This is a genomic window from Actinoplanes sandaracinus, assembly GCF_030009775.1.
GTDB classification, from domain to species: domain Bacteria; phylum Actinomycetota; class Actinomycetes; order Mycobacteriales; family Micromonosporaceae; genus Actinoplanes; species Actinoplanes sandaracinus.
The window spans coordinates 334,079-350,477 of the sequence record NZ_JASCTH010000003.1; the positions used below are offsets into that span (position 1 = coordinate 334,079).

Here is a 16,399-nt window from a genome sequence, read left to right on the forward strand (position 1 = left end):
GACGAAAAGGGAGGTTACTCCCTCAGGTCGCACACCTCGAACTTGCCCGTCGACCTGCTCTGCTGCAGCTCGGCCTCGACCCGGGCCCGGTCGCCGTCGGGATAGGTGAGGCTCACCGGGACGGTCGACTTCACCAGGTCCAACTCGCCGACCTCGAAGGACACGAAGGGCTCGAACCCGGCCATCCGCGCGGCGTAGTCGGCCTGGCTCTCGTCGTCCCGCGCCTCCTGGCAGAGCTGCTGGTACGCCCCGTCGAAGTCACGCTCACGCAGGTCGGCGAGGTAGCGGCCGACGGTCACCTCGGCCTGCTCGCCGAGCGCGCTGGTGAAGGACGTCAGGAAACCGACGCCGGCGACGGCGCCGACTCCGCAGACCAGCACCACCACACCGGCGACGATGCCGAGACTGGTCGAGACCCGCTTGCCCCGGCCCTCCACCGGAGGAGCCGGAAACGGCGGGTGCACGCCCGGGCCCGGCGGTGGCGGGGGCGGAGGAAGACTCATGTTGTCAGCCTAATGTTCAGCGCCAGGGCTCGGCCGCCCGGTCGCTGACGGTGATCACCACAGCCTCGCCGGGGCCGGCCTCCGCCAGGGTCTCGAACGCCGACGGTTCGTCGAGCGACACCGCGAGCAGCGGGGTGGCGTGCACCTTGACGTCGAAATTGCCGAGCGCGCGCCGGTAGGCTCCCACCGACTCCCACTCGGTGACCAGGGTCCAGGCGGCGGGGTCCTCCAGTGCCCGGGCGAGCCGGCCGGACCGGTAACCCGGACAGCGCGCCAGGGCCGCGAGCGCGGCGTGCGCTTGTTCGAGAAAGCCGTCCTGCGTGTCCGGTCGGACTTGGAAGCGGTTGAGCACCAGCATGTGACGAGGGTACGCACACGCGAGGAGGAGCCACAGTGACCACACCTCTGCTTCAGCGGCTGGCCCGGGTGAATCCCACCGCCGCGTTCGTCGGGGCGCTGGCTCTGCTCCTGGCCGGCCTCTTCCTGCCCGGCATCGTCGGGGGACTGCTGCTGTTCGGGCTGGCCGCCGGCCTGGCCGCGCTGACCTTCACCACCTGGCCGGTGCAGGTGCCGGTCACCCGGACCGTGCGGCTGGTGCTGCTGACCCTGTTGATGACCGCGGCGGTGGCGAAGACCCTGTGAAAGCATGCGCCTTTGACAATCATTGTCATTATCGACCACAGTTGCTGGCATGATGCGCCGCCTGCTTCCCGCCATGCTCCTGCTGACCGCCCTCACCGGCTGCGGAGAAGAGGCTGTCGGCGCTGACGGCAAGCTCTCCGTGGTCACCGCCTTCTATCCCCTCCAGTTCGTCAGCGAACGGGTCGGCGGCGACGTGGTGAGCGTCTCCACGCTCACCAAACCGGGCGCCGAGCCGCACGACGTCGAGCTGACCGCCCGCCAGGTGGGTGAGGTCTCCGACGCCGGCCTCATCGTCTACCTGGGTGGCTTCCAGCCCGCCGTGGACGCCGCGGTGAAGCAGAACGGCGGCGACCGGGCCTTCGACGCCACCTCCGCAGTCGAGATGATCAACGCGGAGGAAGCCGACGCGCACGAGGAGGAGCACGGCGAAGAGGAGCACGCCGGCACCGACCCGCACGTCTGGCTGGACCCCACCCGCCTCGCCACCGTCGCGGACAAGCTCGCCGAGCGGCTCGGCAAGGCCGACCCGGCACACGCCGCCGACTTCACCGCCCGCGCCGCCAAGCTGCGCGCCGAACTGACGGCCCTGGACGGGGAGTTCACCGCCGGCCTGACCACCTGCGCTCGCCGCGAGTTGGTGACCAGCCACACCGCCTTCGGCTACCTGGCCGACCGGTACGAACTCACCCAGATCGGCATCACCGGCATCGACCCGGAGACCGAGCCCTCCCCGCAGCGCCTCGCCGACGTCGCCACCGAGGCCAAGGAGCACGGAACCACCACGATCTTCTTCGAGACCCTGGTCAGCCCCAAGGTGGCTGAGACGATCGCCAAGGAGGTCGGCGCCCAGACCGCGGTTCTCGACCCCATCGAAGGTTTGACCGACGGCTCGGCGGACTATTTCTCGGTGATGCGTGCCAACCTGGCCGCACTGAAACTGGGCCTGGAGTGTTCATGAGCGAGCTTGCGAACGCATCATCCGGCTCGGCCCATGACTCCTGGCGGCGCCGGAGCACGGCGGGGGTGACGGCATGAGCATCGTCGAGGTCAGGCATCTCGCGGCCGGCTATGACGGTCGGGAGATCCTCCGGGATGTGTCGCTGAGCGTGACGGCCGGTGATGTCGTCGCGATCCTCGGCGCCAACGGCTCGGGCAAATCCACCCTGATCCGTACGATCCTCGGCCTGGTTCCGACGAGCCACGGCGAGATCCAGCTGTTCGGGACGCCACAGAAACGTTTCCGGGAGTGGGAGCGGATCGGGTACGTGCCGCAGCGGCTGGGCGCCGGCAGCGGCGTACCGGCCACGGTCGGTGAGGTCGTCGCGTCGGGCCGGCTGGCCCGGCGCGGCGTTCTGAGTTTCCCGCGGGCGGCCGACAAGGCGGCCGTTCGGGACGCGCTCACCGCGGTCGGCCTGCTGGACCGGATCGGTGACCCGGTCGCGACCCTCTCCGGCGGTCAGCAGCAGCGCACCCTGATCGCCCGGGCACTGGCCGGGCGGCCCGATCTGCTCGTGCTGGACGAGCCGAACGCCGGCGTGGACGCGGCCAGCCAGGAGGCGTTCGCCGCGGCGCTGACCCGGTTCGCGGAGAGCGGCGGCACGATCATGCTGGTGCTGCACGAACTGGGCCCGCTGCGGCCGCTGATCGGCCGGGCCGTGGTGGTGCACGACGGGCGGATCGCGCACGAGGGAGCCCCGCCGGAGCCGGCCGGGCACCACGCCGATCCCGACCACGACCACGTGCACCCACACGCCGACGAGGTCAAGGCCGGTATCTGCGAGTGGGCGCCGGCCGAGGGGACGAAGGCGTACTGATGGAGCTTCTCGCGTACCCCTACATGCTCCGCGCCCTGGCCGGCGCGTTGATCATCGGGCTGACCGCGCCGGCGCTCGGCATCTACCTGGTACAGCGGCGGCTGTCGCTGGTCGGCGACGGGATCGGGCACGTGGCGCTGACCGGCGTCGGCGTGGGACTGCTGACGAACACCTCTCCCGAGCTCACCGCGGTGGTGGTCGCCGCGATCGGCGCGGTCGGCGTCGAGCTGATCCGTGAGCGCGGGCGCACCTCCGGGGACCTGGCCCTGGCATTGCTCTTCTACGGAGGCATCGCCGGTGGCGTGGTGCTGGTCGGCCTCTCCTCCGACAAGGGCAACTCGAACCTGATGCAGTACCTGTTCGGGTCGCTGATCACCATGGAGCCGCGGGACATCGCGGTGATCGGCGGGCTGGCGACGGTGGTGCTGGTGACGATGCTGCTGCTGCGGCCGGCCCTGTTCGCGCTCTGCAACGACGAGGAGTACGCCCGGGTCAGCGGTCTGCCGGTGCGCACCCTCAACATCCTGCTCGCGGTGACCACCGCGATGACCGTCACCATCGCGATGCGTACCGTCGGCCTGCTGCTGGTCTCCGCGCTGATGGTGGTCCCGGTCGCCGCCGCCCAGCAGGTCGCCCGGGGCTTTCGCAGCACCATGGCGGCGGCCATGCTGATCGGCCTGGTCTCCGCCGGCCTCGGTGTCGTGGTCTCGGCCGAGGCGAACACCGCTCCGGGCGCCACCACGGTCTTGATGGCACTGGTCGCGTTCCTCGGCGCTACGATCGGTGGGATGATCCGGCGTAACCTGCGCCGACGGCACAACCGCCCGCCGGTGACCGCCGACCCCCCGGACGTGGTTCTCCATGGCTGACCCGCACATGACCGCCGCCGGCTACGAGGCGTACGAATCGGCGGGGGCACTTCTGCGTGCTCTCTCCGCGCCGATCCGTGTCGCCATCGTGGTCGAGTTGGGTGTGGGCGAGCGCTGTGTGCACGACCTCGTGGAAAAACTCGGCGCCCCGCAGCCACTGGTCTCCCAGCACCTGCGGGTGCTGCGCGGAGCCGGTGTGGTGCGAGGTGTGCGACGGGGCCGGGAGATCGCATACTCCCTGGTGGACGAACACGTCGCCCACATCGTCGCCGACGCCGTAAGCCACGCCAGGGAGAGCCGACAGTGAACCCCGACAGCACGATCCGCAACACCAAGCAGCGCAGCGCGGTCAGCGCCGTCCTAGCCGAGACCGAGGGTTTCCACAGCGCTCAGGACCTGCACGCGATGCTGCGCGACCGGGGCGAGCGCGTCGGGCTGACCACGGTCTACCGGACCCTGCAGGGTCTGGCCGACGCCGGGGAGATCGACGTCATGCGGCCGCCGGGCGGCGAGCACCTCTACCGCCGGTGCAGCCAGGGGCACCACCATCACCTGGTGTGCCGGTCGTGCGGGCGGACCGTCGAGGTGGCCGGGCCGGCGGTGGAGTCGTGGGCGGACAAGGTGGCCGGTCAGCACGGTTTCGTCGACGTCTCCCACACCATGGAGATCTTCGGAACCTGCCCGGAGTGCGCCGCGAAACGCTGAGCTCTCTCCCCCCGGGCGCGCCGCTTCGGGTGCCCGGAATGCGCCACGGGAAGCCGAGTGCGACGCTTCCGGGGTGAAGCTCTATGCGGACCGCGTTCCTGTCGCCCTTCGCCAACTGATCACCGATCTCCTCGTCGTCGTCTGGGTCTACCTGTGGATCCGGGTCGCCCTCTGGATCCACGACGTCGTCGAGAAACTCGCTGTCCCCGGCCGGAAACTGGAGAGCGCCGGCAGCGGCATCGCCGACAACCTGGCCGACGCGGGCGGCAAGGTCGGCCGGGTGCCGATCGTCGGTGACGAGCTGACCGCCCCGTTCACCGGCGCCGCCGACGCCGCCCGGTCACTCGCCGACGCCGGTCAGCAGCAGCAGGATTTCGTCGGCCAGCTGGCCCTGATCCTGCCCGCGGTCGCCGTCGGCGTCCCACTGGCCCTGGTGCTCTTCATGTGGCTGCCGATGCGGGTGCGCTGGATCCGCCGGGCCGGGATCGCGGCGGCGGTCCGCAACGACCCGGCCGGGCAGGATCTGCTGGCGCTGCGGGCGCTGGCCTCCCAGCCGTTGACCAAACTGGCCAAGCTGGGCCCGGACATCGCCCAGAGCTGGCGGTCCGGCGACGCGGCCGCGGTGAGCGCGCTCGCCGCCCTGGAGTTGCGGGAACTGGGCCTGCACAACCGTTGATTCTGGAATCGGGCGCGGGCCGCGAACGCGGCGCCCGGTGCCACGGCAGTGCCGATCTCGGATGTTCTCGCAGGGTCGACGTTCTCCGCTGAGTGAGCTCGCCCCGACGTTGCGGGGCGGGCCCGGCTAGTCCGTCGTCGCTGAGTCCTCGTCGTCGTCGCCCCACTCGCGGTGGGCGAACGGAAGGACCACCCAGAAGGCGAGGAACCAGCCTCCGGTCACCACGGTGAGCGGGATAGCCCACTTCCAGTCGAGCAGGTAGTCGGTGATCAGCAGGACGCTGCTGGTCATCGACACAAGCATGAAGGCCAGGCCGCCGGTGGCCATCTTGTGGGCGTACCGGACCAGCTCGGGTTTGCGGCCCTGCCGGAACAGGGCGCGGTGGAACGCCACCGGCGAAATGATCATCGCGGTGGCGAACGCCGCGCTGATCAGGGAGACCGTGTAGACGTCCTTCTGGAACGCGGTGACGTTCGGGAAGCCGCTGCTGAACGGCAGGGTCAGAAGGAACGCGAAGAGGATCTGCACACCGGTCTGGGCGACCCGCAGCTCCTGGAGCAGATCGGCGAAGTTGCGATCCCAGCGCTGCTTCTCGGACTCTCGGGGAGTATGTGTATCGACCGCCATGGCCGCTGGATACCCCCCGTGCGTTCATGATCAAACGCCGATGCGCGCCAGCACCGCGTCGGCCAGCTCACGCGGCGCCTGCTCCGGCACCCAGTGACTGACTCCACGCATGGCCACCAGCTGGTAATCGGCGCGCACCCAGTCTCGCGTGCGCAGCGCGGCGGTCAGCCCGACCACACCGTCCCGGTCGCTCCACACATACGTCGTCGGCACCGTCACCGGCTCCAGGTCGGCGCCCTGCTCGGCCCGGAGAGCCCGGTACCAGTTCAGTCCGCCGGTGAGCCGGCCCGGCTCACGCATGGCCGCGACGTATTGCTCGGCGCGCACCCCGATCGGCCGCAGCATTAGCCGCAGCGCCAGGGCGTGCTGTGCCAGCAGCAGCTTCTCCGCGACCGGAGACCGGAACAGTCCGACGTAGGCGAGCCGGGCCTGCTGGCTGGGCCGGACCCGGAGGGCGAGCAGCAGGGCCCGCGGGTGCGGCACGGAGATCGCGGTGAGGGTGCGCACCCGATCGGGGTGCCGGGCGGCGAGGTGCCAGCCGACCTGGGCCCCCCAATCGTGGCCGACCACATGCGCCTGCTCGATGCCGAGCGCGTCGAGGACCGCGAGGGCGTCGGCGGTCACCGAGTCCATCGTGTAGCCGGCGACGTCGGCGGGACGCGCGCCCGGAGAGTATCCACGCTGGTCCATCGCGTAGGTCCGGAGCCCGGCCGCGTGCAGGCGGGGCAGGATCAGGTCGAACTCGCGATGGTCCTGGGGAAATCCGTGCAGGAGAAGGACCGGTTCGCCGTCGGTGGGGCCACCCTCGTGGACGTCGAAGACGAGCCCTCTGGCCTTGATCTCCATATGACCGTTCCCTCCCTGTGCCACGCCGCAACCGGTGTCAGCTTCATCGAATCACATCCACCGATGTTGTTCGCCACGACGGACCAGCTTCGATCCGACGGAGCAGACCCTCGCGCTGATCCGGGTGAGTCATCCGAGTCACGAGTGACGTGCGGCTTCGCGTTCGGCGCCCTCGACTTCCTCACCCCCGTCCCCAGCTGAAGGTGGCCCCCGGCCAACCGGGGTTTCGCCTTCGGCCCGTTGATCGTTTGCCGGGTGGTCACTGGATCGCCAGGGGGTGTTGTCCTGTTCGGACGAGGGTGTCGGCCATGGGTCACGGCCACGATCACTCGCACGACCACTCGCACACCACAGCCGATGGGGGCGACCTCCCCGAGGCTCTCGATCTCTCCGTTCCGACCGCCGAACTGTCCACCTCCGACGCCTCGCGCCGCCGGTTCCTGCTCGGCGCGGGCCTGCTCGGCGCGGGTGCGGCCGCCTCGGTGCTGGCCCACTCGGGCGCCGCCGAGGCCGCCGGGCTGCCGCACACCCACGGCCACGCGGGCGGCGGCACCGCCAAGGGCGGGTTCCGCTGGCTCGCGGGCGACCATCACATCCACACCCAGTACAGCTCCGACGGCCAGTACCGGGTTCTCGACCAGGCGCAGAAGGGCCACGCGTACGGCCTCGACTGGCTGGTCATCACCGACCACGGCAGCGCCACCCACGCCAAGATCGGGGTGGACAAGGTCAACCCGGACATCGTCAAGACCCGCTCCGAACTGCCCGGGCTGCTGACCTTCCAAGGCTTGGAATGGAACATCCCGGCCGCCGAGCACGCCACCGTCTTCGTGCACCCGGGCCGCAACGAGGTCGATGTCCTCAAGCGGTTCGAGAACGCCTACGACGGCTCCCTGCAGCCGGCGACCAACACCGTCGCCCAGAACGAGGCCATGGCGATCGCCGGCATCCGGTTCCTCGGCGAACAGGTTCGCCGCCGCAAGATCGACGGTGCGCTGTTCTTCGCGAACCACCCGGCCCGGCGCGGCGTCGACTCCCCGCACGAGATCCGCAACTGGCGCGACGCCGATCCCACGGTCGCCGTCGGCTTCGAGGGCGCGCCCGGCCACCAGGCCGCCGGCATCCCCGCCCCGAACGGCCGTGGCGGCGCCCGCGGGCTCTACGACAACAACCCGTCGGCGGCGTCGTACCCCGGCTACCCGCTGGAGAGTTACCGCACCTGGGGCGGTTTCGACTGGATGACCGCCACCGTGGGCGGCCTCTGGGACAGCCTCCTCGCCGAGGGCAAAGCGTGGTGGATCACCGTCAACTCGGACAGCCACGTCAACTACCTGGACCAGACCGAGCGCGGGCCGGGCAGCGACTTCAACGCCAACGGCAGATACAACGACCCGGTCTACAACGGCTCGATCAACACTCAGGCCGGTGACTTCTGGCCCGGCTACTACGGCCGGACCAACGTGGGCTCGTCGTCGTTCTCCTACCGGTCGGTCATGGACGGCCTGCGCGCCGGCCGGGTCTGGGTCGACCACGGCCGCCTGATCAAGGGTCTGGACGCCCGGGTCCGGGTGACCGGTGACCGCCGCGCCTCCACCGGCACCCCACTCGGCGGAGTCCTGACGGTCAAACGCGGCACCTCCACCGAACTGGTGCTGGAACTCGACCTTCAGGACGTGCCGAACTGGGCCGGCTTCATCCCGGCGCTCAAGCGGGTCGACGTGATCGTCGGCACCGTCACCGGCCCGGTCGCCGACAAGGACACCTTCACCACCCCGAACACCACGGTGGTCAAGTCGTTCGAGATCAACCGGACCAGCGGGAAGATCTCGCTCAGCTACCCCCTCGGCCGGCTGGACAAGCCGTTCTACCTGCGGATCCGCGGCACCGACGGCAACCACACCCAGCCGGGCCTGCTCGGGTCGGCCGTCGACCCGCACGGTCCCCGGCTCGACGTGGCGGGCGCCGCGGACCCGTGGGGCGACCTGTGGTTCTACACCAACCCCATCTGGGTCCTGCCCCGATGACACCGTTCTCCGAAACGAGCGCGCCGGCCGCCACCGCGGCCGGCGCCGCCCCGATCCCGTCCGGTGACCGCCCCGCCACCACCGCTACCGCTACCGCCGCCGGGGCCGGGGCCTCCGGCGACGCCCGGATCGTCGGCGTCAGCCTCGGGCACGCCACCCTCGCCGAGGCCGACCACTGGATCCAGTCGCTGACCCCGGCGCCGGTCCTCGCCTGCACCCACCTGGTCGGCGAGCCGTTCCCGCACGTCGCGATCAGCCTGCTCACCGCGCACCCGTTCGACACCGCCGCCGGCCTGGCCGACGCCGCCACGGCGGCCGCGGCCGGGACGTTCGGACGGGCGGTGCGTTTCCCCGGCGTCGAACACTTGACCGGCGCACTCACCGTCGGTGAGATTCTGCGGCGAAGTTCGATCGCCCGGGTCGAGGTTCTCGGCGGCGGCCCGGCCGACCCGGAGACGATCGTGGAGACCGGCGACTTCGTACGGCCCCAGTTCCGCAACGGGGAGCTGGTGCTGGTCACGGCTCCGGCGGCGGGCGGGGTGCTGATCCCCTTCGAGACCCGCAATCCCACACCGTGCTGCGCCGACCACTGACCCGCGGCGTGAACGGCGGCCCCGCGTTCGCGGAGCGGGATGCGGTGGCGGGGGTGGCGGGCGTCGCGGAGCGGCTGCCTAGGGTGGCCGCATGACTCGTCCCCCTTTGCGACAGCTTCTGGCGGAGGCCCGCAGTGGCGTGCTGGTCTTCAGCATCACGCCACCGCGGCGCAGCGCCACCGAGGAACGGATAAAGGAGATCGCCGAGGTCACCCTCGACCGGCTTTCGGCGCTCGACCTGGACGGCCTGATCCTGTACGACATCGACGACGAGTCCGACCGGAACCCGGACGACCGGCCGTTCCCCTATCTGCCGACGCTCGATGCGGCCCGCTACTACGCCGACCACCTGACCGGCTGGCGCCAGCCGGTGATCGTCTACCGCTGTGTCGGAAAATATCCGGAGGACGAACTCCGTGAATGGATGACCCGGGCCGGGCCCGAGGTGCTCAGCGTGTTCGTGGGCGCGTCGTCGGGTGGGAAGAGCGTGCACACCAGCCTGCGCCGGGCCCATGAGTTGCGGGCCGAGTTCCGGCCCGACCTGCCGCTCGGCGCGGTCGCGATCGGGGAACGCACCGACGAGCACCTGCGCATGCTGGCCAAGCAGGACCGTGGGGCGTCGTTCTTCGTGAGCCAGGTCGTCTACCACGTCAATGAGACGAAGAACCTGCTCAGTGACTACTTCTACGAGTGTCGGGCGCGCGGCGCCGAACCCCGGACGGTGATCTTCACGCTGTCGCTGTGCGGCTCGCTGAAGACGCTGGAGTTCGTGCGGTGGCTCGGCGTCGATGTGCCGCGCTGGCTGGAGAACTCGATCCGGCACTCGGCTGATCCGCTGGCCGAGTCCTACCGGCAGTGCGTGGCCATCGCCCGGGATCTAATCGACTTCTGCGAGCACCTGGGCCTGCCCTACGGGTTCAACATCGAGAGCGTGTCGATCCGCAAGGCGGAGATCGAGGCCAGCACCGATCTCGCGGCCGAGGTCGCCGGGATGCTCCGCGACCGGCGCTGATCTGATTTCGGCCACGTCGGCGGCGACAAGCCGCAAGGCTCCGGCGACGACGTTCTCCTCCAGGCGGACGACGTCGCCGGAGCCCTGACCGCCAGCACGTGCCGTCCCTGTTGGAGCGCCCAGGCCAGTGGCACCGCGCGCCGCCGCGATCCCGGTGCCGAGCGCCTCCCGCCTCCCGGCCTCGATCACTGACAGTTCAGACCCAGGGTGGTTCAGTCCACCGTTCCAGGCTTCGCTAACCAGTGGACCGGCTGCCCCGTAACCTCGGCAACGCGCACGAAGTCCCTGTCGTAGTGCAACAACGTGAGCCCGTGCTCTTCAGCCGTGACAGCGGTGAGCAAGTCCACGGGGCCCGCGGATCGGTGGGCGCCTTTCGCGGCCAGGACAGCCTGCAACCGAGCGGCTCGCTCGAAGACACCGTCCGGCATTACCACCCAACCGAACAGTTCCCGCAGCAACGCTTCCTGCCGCTCCCGGTCGGCATGCGATCGAGCCGTGTAGAGCAGCTCAATCTCCGTTATGGTGCACGTCGAGATCAGACCGTCTGTCACGGTCCGTCGCCATTCGCAAAGGACATGCGGATTGAGAAGAAGGCGAATCAGAGCGCTGGTGTCGACCAGATACTTGGTCTCATTCACGGACGGCGCTCTTTGTCGAGCAACTCGTCGAACTGGCCGGTCTTGGCTATCTCCACCAACTCGGCCAGCGCCTTGACTCGCCGAAGACGAGCGGAGGCGTCACGCAACGCCGCATTGACGGTATCGGCTCGATTCGCCGTCCCGAACAACTCCGCGGCATCGGCCAACGCCTCTTCGTCCAAACCGCCCACACCTTTGGTCATGACGTCCCCCATGCGCAACCAACTCCCTCAGCGTAAGCCACTAGTCTTTAGCCCAGTGGGCATGTGACCAGACTAGTCGGGCGCATTGATCGACTCAAGGGCGATCGGGCTGGGAGGATGGGGACATGCTTGTTGCCTTCTCTGTCACGCCCATCGGCACCGGTGACTCCGTGGGGGACGCGGTCGCCGAGGCGGTCCGCGTCGTCCGGGCGTCGGGCCTGCCGAACCGGACCGACTCCATGTTCACCACCATCGAGGGCGAGTGGGACGAGGTGATGGCCGTGGTCAAACAGGCCGTCGACGCCGTCGCCGCGGTCTCGCCCCGGGTCAGCCTCTCTCTCAAAGCGGACATCCGGCCGGGAGTGACCGACGCCCTGACCGCCAAGGTGGAATACATCGAGCGGGTGCTGGGCCAGTCGTGAGACGGCTGGTGATGTGGGACATCGACTACACACTGCTGCGTGGCGGCGGAGTCGCCGCCAAGGCCTGGAAGGCGGCGTTCACCGAGGTCACCGGGGTGGCCTGGCGGGACACGCCGATCTTCGGCGGGCGGACGGACACCGACATCTGCATCGAGGTCTTCGCCACCCACGGGGTGACCGACTGCACTCCGGAGCGGTTCTTCGCCCGCTATGTCGAGGTGGTGCACGAGATCAAGCACGAGTTCACGGCGCAGGGCATGCTGATGCCGGGAGTCCGTGAGGTGCTGACCCGGCTCGGTGACGACCCGCACGTGGTGCAGACGCTGGTCACCGGGAACGTCCCGGAGGTGGCCGCGATCAAGGTGGCGGCGTTCGGGCTGGAGGGCTCGTTCGACGCCGAGGTGGGCGGTTACGGCACCGACGACAGCCTGCGCGCCACGCTGGTGCGCCGCAGCCTGGAGCGGGCGAGGGCGAAGTACGGCGAGGAGTTCCGCCCCGTGGTGATCGGTGACACCGTGCACGACGTGACGGCGGCGCTGGCCAACGACGCGGTCGCGATCGCGGTGGCGACCGGCGCCACCCCGGCGGCCGACCTGGCCGCCGCGGGCGCGCACGTGGTGCTCACGGATCTCAGCGATCCGGAGGCGGCGGTGAAGGCCCTGACCGGCTGACCCCTGGCCGGCCGAAGCCGGATGGGGCGAACCCGGATGGGAGCGAAACCGGATGTCAGAGCCGCAGCTCCGGCGGGGAACCGGTCCATCGCAGCTCGGCCGGCAGGTGCGACAGGTCGTTGAAGATCAGGACTCGCCGCCGGCCGTTCGGGAAGTAGCGGATCACGGTCAGCCCGGTGTTGGCCGGGATCAGATCGCGCCACCGCTCGGCGGGCGTCTCCAGCGCCTCCCGGACGAACCAGGCCACCTGGAAGGCGTGCGTGATCAGCAGCTCGTGCGTCTCCGCCGGAGCCGGGCCGGCGAACCGGGCGATCATCGCGGCCGAGGCGGCCGGCTCCTCGGTCGGGACCCGGTCGTCGAGTTCGGCGGCGACCCGGACCGGCACACCCGGCAGATGCGCCGCGACAAGCGAGGCGGTCCGCGCCGCGCGAGGGAGCGGGCTGTGGCTGACCGCCGTGAGCGGCACACCGGCCATCCGCTCTCCGAGCAGCGCGGCCTGCCGCTCGCCGGCCGCGCTCAGCCCCGACTCGTCGGCCGTGGCCTCGGCATGGCGGGCGATCCAGAGGTGCCTGGTCTCCACCGGGGGTGGGCCTATGTCGGGCTGACCGGGTTGGGCAGCGCGCCGCCGAAGCGCCGGTCACGCTGGGCGTAGAGCTCGCACGCGTACCACAGGTGCCGGCGGTCGAAATCGGGCCAGAGAGTGTCCAGGTAGACCATCTCCGCATACGCCGACTGCCAGAGCAGGAAGTTCGACGTACGCTGCTCGCCCGAGGGGCGCAGGAACATGTCCACCTCGGGGATCTCCGGGTGGTAGAGGTATTTCGCGATCGTCTTCTCGTTGACCTTGTCGGCCTTGAGCTTGCCGGCCGCGACGTCCCGGGCGATCGCCGCCGCCGCGTCGGCGATCTCGGCCTGGCCGCCGTAGTTGACGCAGAACTGCAGGGTCAGCTTCGAGTTGTTCTTGCTCATCTCCTCGGCGGTCTGCAGCTCGGAGATGACGCTCTTCCACAGCCGGCCGGCCCGCCCGGACCAGACCACCCGCACGCCGAGGTCGACCAGCTGGTCACGGCGCCGGCGGATCACGTCGCGGTTGAAGCCCATCAGGAAGCGCACCTCCTCCGGCGAACGCTTCCAGTTCTCGGTGGAGAACGCGTACGCCGAGAGGTAGGGGATGCCGATCTCGATGGCTCCCTCGATGGTGTCGAAGAGGGAGAACTCGCCCTGTTCGTGCCCCTTGGTGCGGGACAGTCCGCGGTCTTTGGCCCAGCGGCCGTTGCCGTCCATGACGATGGCCACGTGCTTGGGCAGCGCCGCGGAGGGCAACTGGGGTGGCCTGGCACCGGAGAGGTGCGGGGTGGGCGGGCGCGGGCTCAAGGGTTCAACTCCCGTCGATCGACAAGCGGGAGCGAACGCAGTGCCCGCTCCATGTGCCATTGCAGGTGGGCAGCGACCAGGCCGCTGCATTCGCGACGCACGGACGGCGCGGAGGAGTCCGCGACGGCCCAGTCGCCGGAGGTGAGGGCGGACATCAGACCGAGCGTGTCCGGGCTGGGGTGGGCGGAGCCGGGCGGGCGGCAATCGGGGCAGACCGAGCCACCGGCGGGCACGGAGAACGCGGCATGCCGCCCGGCCGTGCCGCAGACCGCGCACTCGGTGATCGCCGGCGCCCAGCCGGCGAAGGCCATCGCGCGCAGCAGGTAGGCGTCGAGCACCAGGCTGCCGGCGTGCTCGCCCACCGCGAGAGCCCTGAACGCCCCGAGGGTGAGCTGGAACAGCCGCAGCGAGGGTTCCCGCTCGACGGGGGTGAGCCGCTCGGCGGTCTCGCAGATCGCGCTGGCGGCGGTGTAACGCGGGTAGTCGGTGAGGAAGTTCTTGCCGTAGAGCGAGACCGCCTCGACCTGGCTGACCGAGTGCAGCGCGCTGCCGACCCCCTCGGGTGAGCCGGCGAGCTGCAGGTCGATGTGGCCGAACGGCTCCAGCCGGGCCCCGAACCGCGAACTCGTCCGCCGGACGCCGCGGGCGACGGCTCGCAGCCGGCCGTGCCGGCGGGTCAGCAGGGTGACGATCCGGTCGCTCTCGCCGAGTTTCTGCACACGCAGAACCACCGCGTCGTCGCGGTAGAGCTGGCGGCGGTATCCGGCGGGCACCCCGCCATTCTGCCCCCTGCCTACGACAGACCCTGACCCGGATCTCAGGGTCGTCTCCGGGACAGGACCGGTGGTGTTCCCGGAGAGGCGGAAATAGCGTCAGCCCATGACCCGAAGAGTTGCCCTGATCCTCGCCGCCGTCTCGATGGGCGCCCTCGCCGGCTGTGACGGCGTGGTGGGTGCGCGGATGACCTTCGACGACACCGAAGCCACCAAGATCACCGAGATCGTGCTGAGCGGTGGCTCCTCCGACCTCATCGTGAACACCGACTCCACCGCCACCGAGACGCGGATCCGGCGGGTCGTCTACGGCGGCACCGACCCGGGCCCCTCCTATGATCTGGCCGGCGGTGTCCTCACCCTGAAAGGCGAGTGCGGTCCCGAGTGCGGGGTCCACTTCGAGATCACCGCGCCGCCCGGGGTGGGCGTGCGCGGGGAGCTGCGGTCCGGTGACGTCTCCCTGAGCGGGGTCGGCGCGGTCGACCTGCGCCTGACCTCCGGCGACGTGATGGTGGACCGCGGCACCGGCCCGGTGAAGGTGCGGGCGACCTCGGGCGACCTGGTCGTCAACGGCGGCACGGAGGTGAACATGGAGACCACCTCCGGCAACCTCGACGTCAGGGAGGTCACCGGCCCGGTGACGGCCCGCGCCTCCTCCGGTGACATCAACCTGGACCTGTCCGCGCGCGCGTCGGTGACCGCGTCGGTCAGCAGCGGCGAGGTGAGGGTGATGGTCCCGTCCGGCGCCTACCAGTTGAAGACCTGGAGCGGCAGCGGCCAGCAGGACATCGTCGGCGTCACCGACGATCCGAAGTCCACGAACGTGCTCGACGTGCGGACCCGCGACGGTGACCTGACCCTCATCGGACGCTGACCGCGGGCTCCGGCCGCGAGCGCCCCGGCCGTCCGGACTCCGGCCCGCCGGGCTCGGCGTGCACGGGCCGCCGCGGGGCGGGACCGGCCGGCGCCGGGGACACCGGCACCGGGATCCGCCGTCCGGGCAGCAGCGCCGGCCGGCGGCCGGCGGCCACGTCCTCCACCCATCCGAAGGCCGCGACCAGGACGGCGAGCAGCACGAAGACCGCGACGATCCGCCAGGCTACGCCGACGAGACCGTCGATACGCATGTCGTGCCGCTCGCCCCACCGGGTGACCGCCACGACGGCCGGCACGTGCCAGAGATAGATCGTGAGAGCCCGCGCGTTCAGCACGGTCAGCGCCCGGTTGCCGCGGACCACCGGCCGCACACAGCCGAGCGCCACCAGGATGAACGCGGCCGACCACAGCGCGTTGCCGAGCGGGATGTCGTTGAGGTCCCAGCCACGCGGACCGGGATGGGTGGCGACCCAGGCGACGGCCGGCACGGCGAGTGCCGCGGCGACGCCGAGCAGCCGCTTGCGGCCGAGCCGCTCCAGGTGGCCGTCGTGGTGGGCGAACCCGAGGAGCCAGGCCCCGCCGTACAGCGCCAGGCCCTGCGCCACCGGCGGCACCGTGATCCCGGCCAGCGTGATCCCACTCAGCGCGAGATAGGGCGTCACGATCGTGGCCAGCGGGAACCGGCGGTAGACCGGCAGCGCCAGCGGCGAGAGCAGCACCATCCAGAGGAAGTCACGCAGGTACCAGACGTGGCCGAGCCCCTGGACCCACCAGCCGGTCGCCTCCGGGGTGACGATCGGGAAGCCCCAGAACAGCAGCATCGCGTTCCAGGCCGAGGTGCCGCTCAGCAGCATGACCGGCACCGCGATCAGGGCGAGCACCCACAGGGACGGCAGCAGGCGGCGGATCCGGCGCTCCACCGCCCACACCCCGAACCTGTCCAGCGAGGCCGCCATCAGCGAGCCCGCCAGGGCGAACATGACCGACATCGCCGGGAAGACCACGGTGAACGCGGCCCACCCGGTGATGTGATAGATCACCACCCGGACGGTCGCCACGGCACGCAGCAGGTCCAGGTACCGGTTTCGCATGGCCCAAGGTGTTACCCGGGCCGACCCGGCCTGCGCAAAC

23 protein-coding genes are annotated in these 16,399 nt (G+C 70.5%); 13 read left to right on the forward strand and 10 right to left on the reverse strand.

Going from position 1 to position 16,399, the window contains the following annotated elements:
* Positions 1-14 precede the first annotated feature (14 nt).
* Both QLQ12_RS06355 and QLQ12_RS06360 read right to left on the reverse strand, forming a co-directional pair.
* Positions 15-503, reverse strand: coding sequence for a hypothetical protein (locus tag QLQ12_RS06355; protein WP_282757764.1), 489 nt, complete (start codon positions 501-503; stop codon positions 15-17).
* 16 nt (positions 504-519) lie between these two features.
* Entirely contained in the window at positions 520-861 is a 342-nt protein-coding gene (locus QLQ12_RS06360; RefSeq protein WP_282757765.1) for an antibiotic biosynthesis monooxygenase family protein, read from the reverse strand.
* A gap of 35 nt (positions 862-896) precedes the next feature.
* Here QLQ12_RS06360 and QLQ12_RS06365 point away from each other — a divergent pair, with 35 nt between their 5' ends.
* From QLQ12_RS06365 to QLQ12_RS06395, 7 genes are all read left to right on the forward strand, one after another.
* Positions 897-1,145 (forward strand): DUF6703 family protein, encoded by a 249-nt coding sequence (locus QLQ12_RS06365; RefSeq protein ID WP_282757766.1) that lies wholly within the window; start codon positions 897-899, stop codon positions 1,143-1,145.
* Between the two features lie 49 nt (positions 1,146-1,194).
* On the forward strand, positions 1,195-2,103 hold the full coding sequence (locus tag QLQ12_RS06370; RefSeq protein WP_282757768.1) for a metal ABC transporter substrate-binding protein: 909 nt from the start codon (positions 1,195-1,197) through the stop codon (positions 2,101-2,103).
* Positions 2,104-2,176: 73 nt separating this feature from the next.
* Positions 2,177-2,959 (forward strand): metal ABC transporter ATP-binding protein, encoded by a 783-nt coding sequence (locus QLQ12_RS06375; protein ID WP_282757770.1) that lies wholly within the window; start codon positions 2,177-2,179, stop codon positions 2,957-2,959.
* Complete coding sequence (locus QLQ12_RS06380; RefSeq protein ID WP_282757772.1) at positions 2,959-3,828, forward strand: metal ABC transporter permease; 870 nt, start codon at positions 2,959-2,961, stop codon at positions 3,826-3,828. The genes QLQ12_RS06375 and QLQ12_RS06380 overlap by 1 nt, the downstream gene beginning before the upstream one ends.
* Before the next feature lie 7 nt (positions 3,829-3,835).
* A complete protein-coding gene (locus tag QLQ12_RS06385) occupies positions 3,836-4,135 on the forward strand; it encodes an ArsR/SmtB family transcription factor (RefSeq protein ID WP_282757907.1) in 300 nt (99 codons plus the stop codon).
* Positions 4,132-4,533 (forward strand): Fur family transcriptional regulator, encoded by a 402-nt coding sequence (locus tag QLQ12_RS06390; protein ID WP_282757773.1) that lies wholly within the window; start codon positions 4,132-4,134, stop codon positions 4,531-4,533. The genes QLQ12_RS06385 and QLQ12_RS06390 overlap by 4 nt, the downstream gene beginning before the upstream one ends.
* Before the next feature lie 73 nt (positions 4,534-4,606).
* Entirely contained in the window at positions 4,607-5,209 is a 603-nt protein-coding gene (locus QLQ12_RS06395) for a hypothetical protein (protein WP_282757774.1), read from the forward strand.
* Between the two features lie 126 nt (positions 5,210-5,335).
* On the opposite strand, the gene QLQ12_RS06400 is transcribed toward QLQ12_RS06395, so the two are convergent.
* On the reverse strand, positions 5,336-5,836 hold the full coding sequence (locus QLQ12_RS06400; RefSeq protein WP_282757776.1) for a DUF6328 family protein: 501 nt from the start codon (positions 5,834-5,836) through the stop codon (positions 5,336-5,338).
* A gap of 30 nt (positions 5,837-5,866) precedes the next feature.
* Positions 5,867-6,682 carry an alpha/beta fold hydrolase gene (locus tag QLQ12_RS06405; protein ID WP_282757777.1) on the reverse strand — a complete coding sequence of 272 codons (816 nt, stop codon included), beginning with the start codon at positions 6,680-6,682 and terminating at the stop codon, positions 5,867-5,869.
* Positions 6,683-6,990: 308 nt separating this feature from the next.
* Here QLQ12_RS06405 and QLQ12_RS06410 point away from each other — a divergent pair, with 308 nt between their 5' ends.
* From QLQ12_RS06410 to QLQ12_RS06420, 3 genes are all read left to right on the forward strand, one after another.
* Positions 6,991-8,706 (forward strand): PHP domain-containing protein, encoded by a 1,716-nt coding sequence (locus tag QLQ12_RS06410; RefSeq protein ID WP_282757779.1) that lies wholly within the window; start codon positions 6,991-6,993, stop codon positions 8,704-8,706.
* Entirely contained in the window at positions 8,703-9,299 is a 597-nt protein-coding gene (locus QLQ12_RS06415; RefSeq protein WP_282757781.1) for a hypothetical protein, read from the forward strand. Before QLQ12_RS06410 ends, QLQ12_RS06415 begins: the two co-directional genes overlap by 4 nt.
* A 91-nt stretch (positions 9,300-9,390) precedes the next feature.
* Positions 9,391-10,311, forward strand: a complete 921-nt coding sequence (locus QLQ12_RS06420) for a 5,10-methylenetetrahydrofolate reductase (protein ID WP_282757783.1) — start codon at positions 9,391-9,393, stop codon at positions 10,309-10,311.
* Between the two features lie 212 nt (positions 10,312-10,523).
* Here QLQ12_RS06420 and QLQ12_RS06425 read toward each other — a convergent pair whose 3' ends face one another.
* Together QLQ12_RS06425 and QLQ12_RS06430 are read right to left on the reverse strand one after the other, a co-directional pair.
* Entirely contained in the window at positions 10,524-10,949 is a 426-nt protein-coding gene (locus QLQ12_RS06425; RefSeq protein ID WP_282757784.1) for a PIN domain nuclease, read from the reverse strand.
* A complete protein-coding gene (locus tag QLQ12_RS06430) occupies positions 10,946-11,152 on the reverse strand; it encodes a DUF2191 domain-containing protein (protein WP_282757786.1) in 207 nt (68 codons plus the stop codon). Before QLQ12_RS06430 ends, QLQ12_RS06425 begins: the two co-directional genes overlap by 4 nt.
* A 125-nt stretch (positions 11,153-11,277) precedes the next feature.
* On the opposite strand from QLQ12_RS06430, the gene QLQ12_RS06435 reads away from it, so the two are divergent.
* A complete protein-coding gene (locus QLQ12_RS06435) occupies positions 11,278-11,574 on the forward strand; it encodes an MTH1187 family thiamine-binding protein (protein WP_282757788.1) in 297 nt (98 codons plus the stop codon).
* The gene (locus QLQ12_RS06440) at positions 11,571-12,245 is read left to right on the forward strand and encodes an HAD family hydrolase (RefSeq protein ID WP_282757790.1); all 675 of its coding nucleotides are present in this window, start codon (positions 11,571-11,573) and stop codon (positions 12,243-12,245) included. Before QLQ12_RS06435 ends, QLQ12_RS06440 begins: the two co-directional genes overlap by 4 nt.
* A gap of 55 nt (positions 12,246-12,300) precedes the next feature.
* Here QLQ12_RS06440 and QLQ12_RS06445 read toward each other — a convergent pair whose 3' ends face one another.
* From QLQ12_RS06445 to recO, 3 genes are read right to left on the reverse strand one after another with little or no spacing between them, the layout of a single operon-like run.
* Positions 12,301-12,825, reverse strand: a complete 525-nt coding sequence (locus QLQ12_RS06445) for a histidine phosphatase family protein (protein ID WP_282757791.1) — start codon at positions 12,823-12,825, stop codon at positions 12,301-12,303.
* A gap of 11 nt (positions 12,826-12,836) precedes the next feature.
* Entirely contained in the window at positions 12,837-13,619 is a 783-nt protein-coding gene (locus tag QLQ12_RS06450; protein WP_282757792.1) for an isoprenyl transferase, read from the reverse strand.
* On the reverse strand, positions 13,616-14,392 hold the full coding sequence (gene recO / locus QLQ12_RS06455) for a DNA repair protein RecO (RefSeq protein ID WP_282757793.1): 777 nt from the start codon (positions 14,390-14,392) through the stop codon (positions 13,616-13,618). The genes QLQ12_RS06450 and recO overlap by 4 nt, the downstream gene beginning before the upstream one ends.
* A gap of 106 nt (positions 14,393-14,498) precedes the next feature.
* Between recO and QLQ12_RS06460 the strand changes: the two genes are divergently transcribed.
* Positions 14,499-15,266: a DUF4097 family beta strand repeat-containing protein gene (locus QLQ12_RS06460; RefSeq protein ID WP_282757794.1), complete on the forward strand. Its 768-nt coding sequence runs from the start codon at positions 14,499-14,501 to the stop codon at positions 15,264-15,266.
* On the opposite strand, the gene QLQ12_RS06465 is transcribed toward QLQ12_RS06460, so the two are convergent.
* Positions 15,253-16,359 carry an acyltransferase family protein gene (locus tag QLQ12_RS06465; RefSeq protein WP_282757795.1) on the reverse strand — a complete coding sequence of 369 codons (1,107 nt, stop codon included), beginning with the start codon at positions 16,357-16,359 and terminating at the stop codon, positions 15,253-15,255. The two genes, QLQ12_RS06460 and QLQ12_RS06465, sit on opposite strands and share 14 nt — an antisense overlap.
* Positions 16,360-16,399: the final 40 nt, after the last annotated feature.